The 13,655-nt window shown below is 63.9% G+C and carries 13 protein-coding genes and 1 tRNA gene; 5 read left to right on the top strand and 9 right to left on the bottom strand.

Annotated features, from left to right (window positions below; all coding sequences use genetic code 11):
* Positions 1-43: 43 nt before the first annotated feature.
* Positions 44-805 carry a glycosyltransferase family 2 protein gene (locus tag ACFDR6_RS28350; protein ID WP_375860295.1) on the top strand — a complete coding sequence of 254 codons (762 nt, stop codon included), beginning with the start codon at positions 44-46 and terminating at the stop codon, positions 803-805.
* Positions 806-916: 111 nt separating this feature from the next.
* Here ACFDR6_RS28350 and ACFDR6_RS28345 read toward each other — a convergent pair.
* A tRNA-Trp gene (locus ACFDR6_RS28345) sits at positions 917-992 on the bottom strand.
* Between the two features lie 149 nt (positions 993-1,141).
* On the opposite strand from ACFDR6_RS28345, the gene ACFDR6_RS28340 reads away from it, so the two are divergent.
* The gene (locus ACFDR6_RS28340; RefSeq protein WP_212092237.1) at positions 1,142-2,365 is read left to right on the top strand and encodes a serine hydrolase domain-containing protein; all 1,224 of its coding nucleotides are present in this window, start codon (positions 1,142-1,144) and stop codon (positions 2,363-2,365) included.
* A gap of 97 nt (positions 2,366-2,462) precedes the next feature.
* On the opposite strand, the gene ACFDR6_RS28335 is transcribed toward ACFDR6_RS28340, so the two are convergent.
* Complete coding sequence (locus ACFDR6_RS28335; protein ID WP_375860294.1) at positions 2,463-3,230, bottom strand: SDR family NAD(P)-dependent oxidoreductase; 768 nt, start codon at positions 3,228-3,230, stop codon at positions 2,463-2,465.
* Between the two features lie 69 nt (positions 3,231-3,299).
* Positions 3,300-3,998, bottom strand: coding sequence for a histidine phosphatase family protein (locus ACFDR6_RS28330; protein WP_317243605.1), 699 nt, complete (start codon positions 3,996-3,998; stop codon positions 3,300-3,302).
* Between the two features lie 135 nt (positions 3,999-4,133).
* Here ACFDR6_RS28330 and ACFDR6_RS28325 point away from each other — a divergent pair, with 135 nt between their 5' ends.
* Together ACFDR6_RS28325 and argE are read left to right on the top strand one after the other, a co-directional pair.
* Positions 4,134-4,919, top strand: coding sequence for an SDR family NAD(P)-dependent oxidoreductase (locus ACFDR6_RS28325; RefSeq protein WP_375860293.1), 786 nt, complete (start codon positions 4,134-4,136; stop codon positions 4,917-4,919).
* A gap of 996 nt (positions 4,920-5,915) precedes the next feature.
* On the top strand, positions 5,916-7,094 hold the full coding sequence (gene argE / locus ACFDR6_RS28320; protein ID WP_375860292.1) for an acetylornithine deacetylase: 1,179 nt from the start codon (positions 5,916-5,918) through the stop codon (positions 7,092-7,094).
* A 146-nt stretch (positions 7,095-7,240) separates the two neighbouring features.
* Here argE and ACFDR6_RS28315 read toward each other — a convergent pair whose 3' ends face one another.
* The 3 genes from ACFDR6_RS28315 to ACFDR6_RS28305 all read right to left on the bottom strand — a co-directional run bounded on the left by ACFDR6_RS28315 (position 7,241) and on the right by ACFDR6_RS28305 (position 10,631).
* On the bottom strand, positions 7,241-7,867 hold the full coding sequence (locus tag ACFDR6_RS28315) for a LysE family translocator (protein ID WP_375860291.1): 627 nt from the start codon (positions 7,865-7,867) through the stop codon (positions 7,241-7,243).
* A gap of 330 nt (positions 7,868-8,197) precedes the next feature.
* The gene (locus ACFDR6_RS28310; RefSeq protein WP_317243601.1) at positions 8,198-9,256 is read right to left on the bottom strand and encodes a phosphotransferase family protein; all 1,059 of its coding nucleotides are present in this window, start codon (positions 9,254-9,256) and stop codon (positions 8,198-8,200) included.
* Positions 9,257-9,395: 139 nt separating this feature from the next.
* Positions 9,396-10,631, bottom strand: a complete 1,236-nt coding sequence (locus ACFDR6_RS28305) for an acyl-CoA dehydrogenase family protein (protein WP_212092244.1) — start codon at positions 10,629-10,631, stop codon at positions 9,396-9,398.
* Positions 10,632-10,855: 224 nt separating this feature from the next.
* On the opposite strand from ACFDR6_RS28305, the gene ACFDR6_RS28300 reads away from it, so the two are divergent.
* A complete protein-coding gene (locus ACFDR6_RS28300; protein WP_375860290.1) occupies positions 10,856-11,518 on the top strand; it encodes a TetR/AcrR family transcriptional regulator in 663 nt (220 codons plus the stop codon).
* A 3-nt stretch (positions 11,519-11,521) separates the two neighbouring features.
* Here the strand turns inward: ACFDR6_RS28300 and ACFDR6_RS28295 are convergent, their stop codons facing one another.
* From ACFDR6_RS28295 to ACFDR6_RS28285, 3 genes are all read right to left on the bottom strand, one after another.
* Entirely contained in the window at positions 11,522-11,914 is a 393-nt protein-coding gene (locus ACFDR6_RS28295) for a RidA family protein (protein WP_375860289.1), read from the bottom strand.
* Positions 11,915-12,007: 93 nt separating this feature from the next.
* A complete protein-coding gene (locus ACFDR6_RS28290) occupies positions 12,008-12,223 on the bottom strand; it encodes a hypothetical protein (protein ID WP_212092247.1) in 216 nt (71 codons plus the stop codon).
* A gap of 164 nt (positions 12,224-12,387) precedes the next feature.
* Positions 12,388-13,617 carry a CaiB/BaiF CoA transferase family protein gene (locus tag ACFDR6_RS28285; RefSeq protein ID WP_375860288.1) on the bottom strand — a complete coding sequence of 410 codons (1,230 nt, stop codon included), beginning with the start codon at positions 13,615-13,617 and terminating at the stop codon, positions 12,388-12,390.
* Between the last annotated feature and the right edge of the window lie 38 nt (positions 13,618-13,655).

Here is a 13,655-nt window from a genome sequence, read left to right as displayed (position 1 = left end):
AGGGTTCCACCAGTAACGAGTGGCCGGCGACAGGCGGCATGAGATGACACCTTCCAGGGCGGCAAAAAGGCTTACGATCGTCATCCCTGCACTGAACGAGCAGGACAAGATCGCCGATACCATCGACGGCGTGTTGCCGCTCGCCCGCGAGTTGCTCGACGATTTCGAGATTTTCCTGATCGACGACGGCAGCACCGACGGCACCGGCGCGATCATGGACGAGTTTGCGGCCGGCGAGCCGCGCATCATCGTGCAACATAACGCCGAGCGGCGCGGCGTCGGTGCCGGCTTCGAATACGCGCTGTCGCGCGCGAAATTCGATGCCATCACGCTCATTCCCGGCGATCACGCCTTTCAGAACGAGGGCATTGCCCGGATGTTCAAGGCGGCCGGCGCCGCCGACCTCGTCATCACCTATCGCGACAACCAGTCGGATCGCTCCGTCAACCGCTCGCTGCAGTCGCACTCGCTGCGGTTCATCCTGAACTGCCTGTTCGGCTTCTGGCTGTCCGACTACCACAGCATGATCGTCTACCCCGTGAAATGGCTGCGCCAGATCGCGGTCAAGGCCGACGGCTACGGCTATCAGATCTGCGCGTTGATCTCGCTGCTCCAGCTTGGCCTCACCTACGCCCAAGTGCCGGTGAGCCTGAACGCGGAGCTGAAGGGGTCGTCCCGTGCGCTGCGGCTGCGCACCTATTTCGAGCTCGGCGGCACCATCGTCTCGCTGCTGCGCCGCGTCCCCATCCGGGACGTCGATCGCAGCCAGGGTCCCGCCGATGCGGAACGGGCGCCGGCGCGCTAAGAGGCGCCTCGCCGGCCTGGCCCTCGGGATACGGGCCAGCGCGTGGCGATTCGTCCATGGGACGTCCTCGTCCCTATCCCGCCAGCATCGAACTTAACTGATTGATTTGACTGGCAGGAGTGGCAGGGCTCGAACCTGCGACCCCCGGTTTTGGAGACCGGTGCTCTACCAATTGAGCTACACTCCTACGGACCCCGCGTCGCCTTGGGATCAGGGCCGCTTTCAAGCACAGGCGACGACCGGTTTGCAAGGGTGAACCGCGCCCGCTTCGCTTGTTTGTACCGGGGTTTCTGGGCCACACTTTCCCGACCAAAAAACAAGAGCCCGGGAGCCCCCATGAACGCTCAAGCTGCTACCACTGCCGCCTCCGCGGTCCACACTCCGCCCTTGCCGGAGGCCCGCCCGGAGACGCTCGGGCTGTCGCGGCCGCGCCTGCAGGCCATGTCGGACGCCTTCAAGCGCGAGATCGACAAGGGAACCGTTCCCGGCGTCACCGTGCTGGTGGCCCGGCGCGGCCAAATCGGCTGGTTCGAGGCGCTCGGCAGGCAGAGCCCGGCGGGGCCTGCGCCGATGGCGCGGGATTCGATCTTCCGAATCTTCTCGATGACCAAGCCGATCGTCTCGGTCGCCGTCATGGCACTGGTCGAGGACGGCCACCTCCTGCTCAGCGACGCCGTCGCAAAGTTCATCCCGGAATTCGCCGGCCAGCAGGTCGGCATCGTCAAGGACGGCAAGCTCGAGCTGGTGCCGCCGGCGCGGCCGATGACCGTGCAGGACCTGCTTCGCCACACCTCGGGCCTCACCTACGAGCACCAGGGAGACGGACCCGTGCACAAGCTCTACCAGGAGTCCCGCGTGCGCAGCCGCAAGATCACCAATGCCGAGCATGCCGCATTGGTGGCGAGCTTCCCGCTGGTCTGCCAGCCCGGCGCGGAATTCAACTACAGCCGCTCCACCGACATCCTTGGTCGCATCATCGAGGTCGCCAGCGGCAAGTCGCTCGGCGCGTTCCTGACAGAGCGCGTGCTGGCACCGCTGCAAATGGCCGAGACCGGCTTCTCGACAGCCGAGTCCAACGCCACCAGGCTTGCCGACCCGTTCGCGGCCGATCCCTGGACCGGCGACAAGGTCGCTCTGTTCAACATGCTCGAACAACCGGTAATGGAGTCCGGCGGCGGTGGGCTGGTTTCAACCACGATGGATTATGCCCGCTTCTGCCTGATGCTGCGCAACGGCGGCACGCTCGACGGCAACAGGATCATCGGCCGCAAGACGCTGGAGCTGATGGCGTCCGATCACCTCGGGCCGCATGTCGTGACGAATGGCACGTTGCTGTCGCCCGGCCACGGCTTTGGTCTCGGCTTCGCCGTGCGCCGCGAGGCCGGCATCGCGCCCTTCCCCGGCAGCGTCGGCCAGTATTTCTGGAGCGGCATTGCCGGCACGTTCTTCTGGATCGATCCGAAGGAGGATTTGTTCGCGGTGTTCATGAGCCAGGGCCCGGGACAGCGCGACTACACGCGGACCTTGGTGCGGGATCTGGTTTACGCGGCGGTGGAGTGACCCGAAGGGTCATTCCGGGGCGATGCAAGGCATCGAACCCGGAATCTCGAGATCCCGGGTTCGCGCTAAGCGCGCCCCGGGATGACGCTCTATCGCGTCAACTAATCGTTGCGCCGCCGTCGATCACCATGGTCTGGCCGGTCATGAAGTCGCCGGCCTTCGATCCCAGGAACACGGCGGCGCCGGCGATCTCGTCGGGGATGCCGATGCGCAGCAGCGGCGAGCGCGCGGTCGAGGCCTTCAAATTCTCCGGATTGTCCCACAGCGCTTTCGCAAAGTCGGTCTTGATCAGGCCGGGCGCGATGCAATTCACGCGAATGTTGTGCGGGCCATACTCACACGCGAGGTTGCGCGCGAGCTGCATGTCGGCGGCCTTGGAGATCGCGTAGGCGCCGAGGATGGTCGAGCCCTTCAAACCGCCGATCGAGGACACGATGATGACCGAGCCGTCCTTCCGCTCGATCATCTGCGGCACCACCATCGAGATCAGCCAGTTGTTGGCGACGATGTTGTTGTCCAGAATCTTCCTGAATTGATCGTCGGAGATGCCCGCGAGCGGACCGTAATAGGGGTTCGAGGCGGCATTGCAGACCAGCACGTCGATCTTGCCGAAGGCGCGGTTACTCTCGTCGACGAGGTTTTGCAGGTTCTCCTTCGACGAGATGTTGGCGGCGATTGCGACCGCGGTACCCTTGCCGTACTTGTCATTGATGCCCTTGGCGACCTGCTCGCAGACATCGGCCTTGCGCGAGGAAATCACCACCTTGGCACCGTGCTCGGCCATGCGCTCGGCGATCGCAAGCCCGATGCCGCGCGTCGATCCCGTGATGACGGCGACTTTCCCCTTCATGTCGAACAAGGTCATGTTTCTCTCCCAGATTACGATTGATTTGGCCCCGAGCTTACGTCGCGTCGGTGCGAGCGCGCAATTTCTTCAGGCGAGCTTCTTGACTTCCGGTCCCGCGGGCTGATGCATCGCCGCGTGAGCGTCATCCGCGATCCATGGCTGCTGGTTCACCATCGGCAACCGCCAGACCGTGCGCTCGGCGCTTGCGAAATGATCGAGCCGCGTCACGGACACATTGTCGATGTCGAATGCGAGCCCCTGCTCCGGCAAACCGCCGAGCGCAAGACCAACGGCCGCCTTGATGGTGCCGCCATGGGCGACCGCGATGATGTCCTGGCCTGCTGCCTCATTGTTGATCCGCTCGATGGTGCGGCGCGTGCGGTGATAGAGATCCATGAAGCTCTCGCCGCCGGGTGCGGGCTCGTTGATATCGGCGAACCAGCTGGTGCCGACGGGACGGCTCGCGATGAATTGGGCGCGGTTCATGCCCTGCCAGCGGCCGAGATTTTGCTCGGCGAGATCAGCTTCCCATTTCATCGACGCCGGCCGTGGAAAGCCGGCCGCCCAGATCGCTTCGGCCGTTTGATGCGTGCGCTTCAGATTGCTGGAAAACCAGACTGCAGTGCGTGGCAGCACCTTGGCAACAGCGTTGAACACATAGGTATCGCTGGTGTCGCAGGCGATGTCGGACTGCCCGTAGATGTTGCCGCCGTCGTTGCGCACCGGCGCGTGACGGACCCACCACCACCGCGTCGTGACCACCTTGGGCTTGTCTGCACCTGTCATCGAAGCTCTTCCATCCCGTGTGATGTCGCTGTACGTCAGTAGAGAACGTGTCTCAAGACACTTTACCGTTTGAAATCTTGTTTGAAATTCCGTCGCGCGGCAAGGGCCGCGCGAGGCACCACAAGGGAGAAACGCATGGGCCGCCTGCAAGGCAAATCCGTCATCATCACCGGCGCCGGCAGTGGCATCGGTCGCGCCGCCGCGCTCCTGTTCACCCGGGAAGGCGCAAAGCTCATTGCGGTCGATCGCACCGAGGCGGTGAAGGAGACCGTCGAGGAGGTGAAAAAGGCCGGCGGCGTCGCGGAGGCCATGATCGCCGACGCGGGCTCCGAGACTGACGTCATTGCCGTGATCGACAAGGCAGTGAAGACCCACGGCCGGCTCGACGTGATCTGGGCCAATGCCGGCGTCTCCGGCGGGCTGATCCCGCTCGGCGAGCAGACCGTGGAGCATTGGCAGGAGGTGTTGCGCGTCAATCTGATCGGGCCGTTCCTGGCGGTGAAGCATGCGATGCCGCACATGGTGAAGCAGCAGTCCGGCGCTATCGTGCTGACCGCCTCCGTCGCGGGCCTCAAGGCCGGCGCCAGCGGACATCCCTACGCCGCGAGCAAGGCTGGCGTGATCAGCCTGGTGCAGACCACCGCCTATTCGCTCACCGGCACCGGCGTGCGCATCAACGCGGTGTGCCCGGGCCTGATCGAAACCGGCATGACCAAGCCGATCTTCGACCGCGCCAAGGAGCGCGGCACCCAGGACAAGATCGGCCAGCTCAATCCCCTCAAGCGCCCCGGCCAGCCGCACGAGCTCGCGGCGATGGGCCTGTTCCTGGCCAGCGACGAAGCCTCGTATGTCAACGGCCAGGCGTTCCCCGTGGATGGCGGCTTGACGGCGTCGATGCCGTATACGGGCAAGCCCGTGTAACGAGCTCCGCTCGTGTCCCGGACGCGCTGCAGCGTTCTTACGCTGCTGCGCAGAGCCGGGACTCAAGGAAGCCACGGCCCTCGTTGATGCATGGGCCCCGGCTCTGCAGCGCATCGTCGAAGGGACGCTGCGTTGTGTCCGCGGCACGACACCTTGTTCAACGATACACATGATTGATCATCCTCGCGGCGCATGTCGCCCGAGCTTTGCTTCATCGCTTCGCCCTCGATTGAAAGAGGGCGCAGGGAAGACCGGGCGCCGGCTGGCACCCGCGGTCCACTGTGCGAAACCTGCGTGACAAGAAACTGCACAGCGGCATACAGGTGTAGCCAGGACATCCCGGCCTTCCCTGCGCAGTGGTTTTACGGCTTATGTCGTGCTCTCCTCGGGGAGCGTTGCACTATTGCCCCCGTCGCCTTGCGGATGATCGATGCGCGCCCGGTTGGGCCGCCACATCACCGCTGAGACTTGACGCACAGACCCCGGGCGTCAGGACCACACGATTTTGCCGTACGCCGATCACACCGGTCGTGTGCGCAAGGTGCTTCACTCACGGTTGCCCGCCCTGCGAAATCCTTTGCGCCGATGTGACCTGCGTCCACCGCCACCCGGCCCGCGTTCGTGACGATCGCGATACGCCCCTCTTCCTTGGGCCGGGATGCCGCGACACATACGCCCTTTCCGAATTTCGGTAAAGTGGAATATTTTCGGCGGCGCGGATTGACCGACCAGTTGGGTGTTTTGCCTGTCGGGCAACACTAGCTTTGGTAGCTCGTCCCCCGTCATTCCGGGGCGCGACGACGTCCCGAACCCGGAATCCATTTCACCCCGCGCGATGCGGCCCGATAGATTCTCAGGTGCGCAATTGCGCACCATAGTTCGATGCTGCGCATCGCCCGGAATGACGGCTGCGTTGTTGGTTTGCCTATTAACCCGCCACATTGGTATGGTTCCTGCAAGCACATCAGCCTCCTTAATTCCTGACAGAACGAGACAATGCCAAGCTCAAGACCAGATCGCATCCGCAAACTCCTCGCCGACCTCGTTGGCTTCGACACCATCAGCGACCGCACCAACCTGCCCCTGATTGCCCATATCGAGAGCTACCTCGCCGCGTTCGGCATCAAGGGTGAGCGCATCATCGATGAGACCGGACAGAAGGCCTCGCTGTGGGTCACCATCGGACCGCAGGATCGGCCAGGCTTCGTCCTGTCGGGACACACCGATGTCGTGCCGGTCGTCGGCCAGGACTGGAGCCACGATCCGTTCAAGCTGATCGAGCGCGACGGCAAGCTCTATGGCCGAGGCACCACCGACATGAAGGGCTTTGTCGCGGTGTGCCTCGCCATGGTGCCGGAGATGGTGGAAGCGAAGCTCGCAACGCCGATTCACCTGGCGATCTCCTATGACGAAGAGATCGGCTGCGTCGGCGTGCGGCCGATGCTACGCGAGGTCGCGAAGAAGAAGATCAAGCCGCTCGGCGCCTTCATCGGCGAGCCGACCGAGATGAAGGTGATCATCGGCCACAAGGGCAAGCACGGCGTGCGCGCGACGTTTCGCGGGCTCGCCCGCCATTCCTCGATCGCGCCCGACGGCGTCAACGCGATCGAATATGCGGCCGAATTGATCGTCGAGATCCGCCGCCGCGCCGAGCAACTCGCGGCCGCGCGCGCGACGGACAGCCTCTACGACGTTCCGCACTCGACGCTGCTCACCAGCATCGTGCATGGCGGCGCGGCGCTGAACATCGTGCCCGACACCTGCACGGTGGATTTCGAATGCCGCGGCATCGGTATCACCGAGTCGCGCGAGGTCACGGATGCGATCGTCGCCTGGGCCAAGGCCGAGCTCGACCCGGCGATGAAAACACGGCATCCCGATTGCGGCATCGATTTCGAGGAGATCCTCGACTATCCCGCGCTCGACACCGCTGCCGACGCGGCCATCGTCACGCTCGCCAAGAGCCTTGCGGGTCGCAACGACCACGCCAAGGTCGCCTTCGGTACCGAGGCCAGCCTGTTCGCGAGCATGGCGGATGTGCCTTCCGTCGTGATCGGCCCCGGCGCGATCGCGCAGGCGCACACGCCGGATGAGTTCGTGGAGATGGCCGAACTGGAGAAATGCGCAGGCTTCGTGGAGAGGCTGATCGCGCATTGTGCGGAGGGCGCCTCTTAGGCGCTGCCGCAGAGTGGGCAAATCGGCTTGTCCGCCGTAGCTCGAAGAGCGAAGGCGGAAGCGTGCCCACCGTTTTCGAGTGATCGCGGAGAGATGGTGGGCACGGCGGTACGCGCGTTTGCCCACCCTACGCGAGCCAACCTGCCTCACCGCTCCTGCAAGGCCAGCCGCACACCGACGGCGCAGTAGATGGCGCCGACCACCTTGCCCTGCCACTTCACCACCGCCGGATGGCGGCGCAGGAGGTTGCCGAGACGGCCGGCGCCGACGGCGAACACGACGGTGCTGAACAGACCGAGCAGTACGAAGACGACACCGAGAATGGCAAGCTGAAGTGCGGGCGCGCCGTGCTCCGGCTTCACGAATTGCGGCAGGAACGCCAGGAAGAAAAGTGCGGTCTTGGGATTGAGCACTTCGGCCAGCACGGCCTGGCGGAATGCGCGGCCCGCACCGATCGGGGGCGCGGCGCCGTTCAACTCGACCGGGGCCCTGTCGAGCATGGCGCGAATGCCGAGATAAATCAGGAAGCCAGCGCCGGCATATTTGACGATGCTGAACAGCAGCGCCGAGGTCGCGATGATCGCCGACAGCCCGACGATGGCCATGCAGGTGTGGATGATGTCGCCCGCAGCAATTCCCGCTCCGGTCGCGATGCCTACCTTTGTGCCGGAACTCGCCGCACGCGCTATTGTCAGCAGCGTCGCTGGCCCGGGAATAAAGACGAAGCCGAGGACAATGAGGATGTAGGTGGTGAGGGTGATCTGGTCGATCATGCGTCCGTCTCTACCTGAACCGATGCTGGGCTCGCCACCCGCCGCCCGTCATGGCGAGGAGCGTAGCGACGAGGCAATCTAGACTACTGCCGTGGAAAGATCCTGGATTGCTTCGCTTCCGCTCGCAATGACGGCGGAATAAACCCACCTCATCACTGCTGTCATGCCCCGGCTTGACCGGGGCATCCAGTACGCCGCGGCGTCTCGGTTCAAGCACTGGCGTCTCTGGAATACTGGATTGCCCGCCTTCGCGGGCAATGACAGCGAATGTGCGGGATGACGAACTCCCGAAAGCGAAAGGCGCGGCCGTCAGCCGCGCCTTCGCTCTTGCTACACCGCGCCCGCTTTTTGCGCATACTCCCACGACGCCAGCGACAGCGGCACGGTGCGCTTGGCGGATTCGAGGGCCTTGGCGTTGGCGGCGGTGCCGTCGCGGACACGGCCGGCGATGCCTTGCGTGATGCCGGCGAGGCGGAACAGATTGTAGGCGAAATACCAGTTGAGATCGGGCACCGTCATTTTGGTGACGTTGCAATAAATCTGCGCGGCCTCTTCCACGCTCGGGATGTTGAGCGCCTTGAGGTCGGCGCCATCGAGGCCCGGCATGATCCACTGCATCAACAGATAGGTGAAGTCGGCCATGGGATCGCCGAGCGTCGACAGCTCCCAATCGAGCACGGCCTGCACGCGCGGTTCCGTCGCGTGGAAAATCATGTTGTCGAGGCGATAGTCGCCGTGGACGATCGAGACGCGCGCCTGCTCCGGCACGGTCTTGGGCAGCCATTCGGCGACCTTCTCGAACTCCGGAATGTGCTGCGTTTCGGAGGCGCGATATTGCTTGGTCCAGCGGTCGATCTGGCGCGCAAAATAGTTGCCGGGCTTGCCGAAATCGCCAAGGCCAATCGCCGTGGGATCGTACATGTGCAGTTTCGCCAGCGTTTCGATCTTGCTGGTGAAGATCTTGCGCCGCGCATCGCGATCCTGGCTCGGCAGCGTCGGATCCCAGAACACCCGGCCCTCCTCCATCGACATGATGTAGAAAGCGGCGCCGATGACGCTATCGTCCTGACACAGCGCGTAGGCACGCGCGACCGGGAAACCCTGCTTGCCGAGCGCTGCGATCACGCGATATTCGCGGTCGACCGCATGCGCCGACGGCAGCAATTTGCCGAACGGCTTGCGGCGCATCACGTAGGAACGGTTCGGCGTGTTCAGCCGGTAGGTCGGATTGGACTGGCCGCCCTTGAACTGGAGCACTACCAGCGGACCCTCGAAGCCTTCGACGTTATTGCGCATCCAGGCTTCCAGGCGCAGCTCGTCGAAACGATGCCGCTCCTCGACCGGCTTGGTGCCCGAAAACTCTTCGTCTTTCCTGACGCCGTCCGCCACAATGACGCTCCCTCTTTTTCTTGTCGGTCATTCCGGGATGGTCCGAAGGACCAGACCCGGAATCTCGAGATTCAGGGTTCTCGCTTCGCGAGCCCCGGAATGACGGTGGGGAGAGCGCGGTCAGCGCTCTCCGCCGTCCTTAGTGACTTGGAGAGTTTGCATACTTCCGAACCTCAAGCCTGGCAATGGCGCGATTGTGCACCTCGTCCGGGCCGTCGGCGAGACGGAGTGTGCGGATGTGGGCGTAGTCCTTGGCAAGGCCCGCCTCGTCCGAGACACCGGCGCCGCCAAACGCCTGAATCGCCTCGTCGATGATCTTCAGCGCCATGTTGGGCGCTGCGACCTTGATCATGGCGATCTCGGCCTGCGCGGTCTTGTTGCCGACCTTGTCCATCATGTCGGCGGCCTTGAGGCAGAGCAGGCGCGTCATCTCGATGTTGGTGCGGGCTTCGCCGATGCGCTGCTCCCACACGGAATGCTCGACGATCTTCTTTCCGAAGGCGCTGCGCGAGGACAGACGCTTCACCATCTTCTCCAGCGCCTCCTCGGCCTTGCCGATCGTGCGCATGCAGTGATGGATACGGCCCGGACCAAGACGGCCCTGCGCGATCTCGAAGCCGCGGCCTTCGCCAAGCAGGATGTTCTCCTTGGGCACGCGGACGTTGTCGAGCAGCACCTGAGCGTGGCCGTGCGGCGCGTCGTCGAAGCCGAACACCGGCAGCATCTTCTCGACCTTGATGCCGGGGGTATCGAGCGGAACCAGGATCTGCGACTGCTGCTGATGCTTGGCCGCCTTGAAATCGGTCTTGCCCATCAGGATCGCGATCTTGCAGCGGGGATCGCCGACGCCGGACGACCACCATTTGCGGCCGTTGATGACGTAATGGTCGCCGTCCTTCTCGATGCGGGTCTCGATATTGGTGGCGTCGGAGGACGCAACCGCCGGTTCCGTCATCAGGAAGGCCGAGCGGATCTCGCCGTCCATCAGCGGACGCAGCCATTTGCGCTTCTGCTCCTTGGAGCCGTAGCGGATGAACACCTCCATGTTGCCGGTGTCGGGCGCGGAACAGTTGAACACTTCCGAGGCCCAGGTGATGCGGCCCATTTCTTCCGACAGCAGCGCATATTCGAGATTGGTCAATCCCGCGCCGCGGAATTCGTCGTCCTCATGCTCGCTCGGCGGCATGAACATGTTCCAGAGGCCTTCGGCCTTGGCCTTCTTCTTGAGGTCCTCGAGGATCGGGATCACTTTCCAGCGCTCGCCGCTGTGATCCTGCTGGTCATAGATCGGCACCGCCGGGCGCACGTGCTTGGCCATGAAGGACCTCACGCGGTCGAGCCATTCCTTCTGCTTGGGGGACAGATCGAAATCCATAGGACGCTCCTCGTCTCTCTCTTTGCGAGCCTGCTGGCTTCGCGGGCCTGTTTTGCGCCGGACTGTCCACCGCTTGCGCGCAGCCCGCAAGCGCGCTTGCGGTGCCTTCGGAACCAACCTTTGGAGTTGCGAACGAGTCCCGATTGCGGATTGACATCTCCGGCCTTCAAACGATAGTTTCATACAACTGTTTGAATTGCAACTCCCTCCCCTCAGGGGCACTCATGGCCAGCGATCATACGAGGTCTGCCATTCTCGCCGCCGCCGAACGGCTCTATGCCGATCGCGGCTTCGGCGACGTGACGCTGCGCGACATCGTCGCGGAGGCCGGTGTCAACCTGGCGGCGGTGAACTATCATTTCGGCTCGAAGGACGAGTTGATCGCGGAATTATTTGTCACGCGCTCGATCGCCACCAACCGCGAGCGTTTGCGCGAGTTGAAGGCGGCGGAAGAACAAGGTGGCGGCCGCGCGCCGATCGAGGTGATCCTGCACGCGCTGGTCGGGCCGACGCTGCGCGGCTGTCTCGGCCCCGAGAACCAGCGCTCCACGGCGGCGCGCTTCATGATCCGCGCCTCGATCGAATCCGTGCCGCCGATCCGCCGCATCAAGAACCGCGAGATCGACCATCTGCGGAAATTCGCCGGCGCGATGCGCCGCGCCCTGCCCGAGCGCAGCGAGGTCGATATCTACTGGGGCCTCAACTTCGCGCTCGCGATGGCGCACCACACCATCCGCGAGAGCGAGCGGCTGACCAAGCTTTCGGAAGGCAAATGCAATCTCGACGACGTTGAGGATGTCGTCGCGCGCGTCGTCAGCGTCGCGACAATGGCGCTGACGGCGGGAAAGATCGAGGCGAAGGCGCCGTCGCGGGTGGCGGCGCGATAGTCCTCACGCCATCGCGATGCAGTCGATCTCGACGTCGAACGGGCCGAACCATTCCGGCGTGCAGACGAAGATCCGCGCCGGCGGATCTGTGGGAAAATAGCGGGCGTATACGGCGTTGAAGGCGGCAAAGTGCTTGGTCGAGGTACAGTAGACGTTGCACTTCATGACATTGTCGAGCGAAGCGCCGGCCGCAGCGAGGCACAGCTTCATCTGCTCCATGACGAGCTCGCTCTGCCGCTCGATCGGCACTTCCGCGATCTCGCCGGTCGCGGGATCGAACGGCGGCAGACCGGCGACGAAGATCATGTTGCCGGCGCGCGTCACCGGCGAGGCCGGCGCTTTCACGCGATCGAGGAACGTCGAAATCGGTTCGACGCGGAGCGCTTCGCGTTTCATGGGCAGCCACCTTCGGTTCGAGCGAGACTGACGCCGTGCTACATCATCCTGCAGCCGGCATGTTTCGCTTCTGACCGAAGTGTGAGCGGGTGATCAGGCCCGCTGCGGCATCTCCTCGGCCTCTTCCTTGGCGAGCAGCAGCAGCATCTCGATGCCCATCTCGCCTTCCTGCGGCGAGCGGATGAACTTGATCTCGTCGGCACTCTGCCGCAGTGCGGCAACAATGGCGACGGCCTGATTGGCGGTGGCCGCCTCGGTCGCCAGAATTGCCTTCTGGTTCTTGGCCTGGAACCCGATCGTGTAGGACATTCGCTTCCCTCCCCGAACTCAAGTAGAGGGATCGAATCAGAGTCGCGCGCAAAGCGAAAGCCTGTGCGACTACGGACCGGACTTATCTGGGGATGGCCCGCAGGCCTCAGGCAAGGCCAAGCGTCGCTCCCCTTTTCGCCTTTCGGGAGAAGGGGAGAAAAGCGCTAGATGATCCCCTGCTTCTTCAACTCCTCGATCTTTCCCGCATCATAGCCGAGCTTACCGCCGAGCACCTCCTGCGTGTGCTCGCCGAGCAGCGGCGGGGCGTGGTAGTCGGTGATGGGGGTGCCCGAGAGGGTCAGCGCGTTGCGGATCAGGGAGAGCTCGGGCTCGAACTTGTGCTGAGTCTTGACCCGCATGCCGCGCGACTGGACGTGCGGATCGGAAAACACCTGCTCGAAATTGTTGATCGGACCGGAGGGCACGCCCGCCTCCTCCAGCTTCTCCAGCCAGTAGGCCACCGGCTGCTTGAGGAACAGGCCGGCGAAGATCGCCATGATCTCCTTGCCGTGCACGACACGGTCGTTGTTCTGGACGAAGCGCGGATCGTTCGCGAGCTCCGGCTCGCCGAGCACGGCGCAGGTCTTTCGGAACTGGCCGTCGTTGCCGACCACCAGCATCAATTCGCCGTCGGTGCAGCGGAATACGCCGGCCGGCATGCCGCCATTGCCCCAGGTGCCGCGGCGCGGCGGGGTCTTGCCGTTGACGAGGTAGATCTGCAGCCAGTGCGACAGGGACGCGATGACGGTGTCGAACAGGCAGACGTCGATGTGCTGCCCCTGCCCGTCATTGGCGTCGCGGTGATAGAGCGCGGAGAGAATGCCGATCGAGGTGTTCATGCCGGTCATGTAGTCGACGATAGACGGACCGACCTTCATCGGGCCCTCGCCCGGCTCGCCGTCCATGTGGCCGGTGACGCTCATCAGCCCTCCCATCGCCTGCAGGATGGCGTCATAGCCGGCGCGCGGCGCATAGGGACCGGTCTGGCCGAAGCCGGTCACCGAGCAGTAGATGATGCCGGGGTTGACCGCCTTGATGGTCTCGTAATCGAGGCCGTAGCGCTTGAGGTCGCCGACCTTGTAGTTCTCCATGAAGACGTCGACGTCCTTGGCGAGCTCGCGGATGATCGCCTGCCCCTCGGGCTTGGCGATATTGACCGTGACCGACTTCTTGTTGCGGTTGGCGCAGAGGTAGAAGGAATTGTTGTTGTTGGCCTTGCCTTCCGGATCGGTCAGGTAAGGCGGCCCGAATGCGCGCGCATCGTCGCCGGTGCCCGGTCGCTCGATCTTGATCACCTCCGCACCGAGATCGCCCAGCATCTGGGCCGACAACGGCCCGGCGAGGACGCGCGTGAGATCAAGGATCTTGATGCCTGAAAGCGGCAGGGCCGACATGTAAGCTTCCTCCGGGAACTGGATATTGGCGCGGCGGC

The organism is Bradyrhizobium tunisiense, assembly GCF_042263385.1.
GTDB lineage: Bacteria > Pseudomonadota > Alphaproteobacteria > Rhizobiales > Xanthobacteraceae > Bradyrhizobium > Bradyrhizobium tunisiense.
Note: the sequence above shows the minus strand (reverse complement) of the source record. Positions and strands in the feature narration are given on the sequence as shown.

Excerpts from the sequence above, each read along its gene's own strand:
- ACFDR6_RS28350 (WP_375860295.1), top strand. The coding sequence starts at position 44 with ATGACACCTTCCAGGGCGGCAAAAAGGCTTACGATCGTCATCCCTGCA.
- ACFDR6_RS28340 (WP_212092237.1), top strand. The coding sequence starts at position 1,142 with ATGAACGCTCAAGCTGCTACCACTGCCGCCTCCGCGGTCCACACTCCG.
- ACFDR6_RS28335 (WP_375860294.1), bottom strand. The coding sequence starts at position 3,230 with ATGACCTTGTTCGACATGAAGGGGAAAGTCGCCGTCATCACGGGATCG.
- ACFDR6_RS28330 (WP_317243605.1), bottom strand. The coding sequence starts at position 3,998 with ATGACAGGTGCAGACAAGCCCAAGGTGGTCACGACGCGGTGGTGGTGG.
- ACFDR6_RS28325 (WP_375860293.1), top strand. The coding sequence starts at position 4,134 with ATGGGCCGCCTGCAAGGCAAATCCGTCATCATCACCGGCGCCGGCAGT.
- argE (WP_375860292.1), top strand. The coding sequence starts at position 5,916 with ATGCCAAGCTCAAGACCAGATCGCATCCGCAAACTCCTCGCCGACCTC.
- ACFDR6_RS28315 (WP_375860291.1), bottom strand. The coding sequence starts at position 7,867 with ATGATCGACCAGATCACCCTCACCACCTACATCCTCATTGTCCTCGGC.
- ACFDR6_RS28305 (WP_212092244.1), bottom strand. The coding sequence starts at position 10,631 with ATGGATTTCGATCTGTCCCCCAAGCAGAAGGAATGGCTCGACCGCGTG.
- ACFDR6_RS28300 (WP_375860290.1), top strand. The coding sequence starts at position 10,856 with ATGGCCAGCGATCATACGAGGTCTGCCATTCTCGCCGCCGCCGAACGG.
- ACFDR6_RS28295 (WP_375860289.1), bottom strand. The coding sequence starts at position 11,914 with ATGAAACGCGAAGCGCTCCGCGTCGAACCGATTTCGACGTTCCTCGAT.
- ACFDR6_RS28290 (WP_212092247.1), bottom strand. The coding sequence starts at position 12,223 with ATGTCCTACACGATCGGGTTCCAGGCCAAGAACCAGAAGGCAATTCTG.
- ACFDR6_RS28285 (WP_375860288.1), bottom strand. The coding sequence starts at position 13,617 with ATGTCGGCCCTGCCGCTTTCAGGCATCAAGATCCTTGATCTCACGCGC.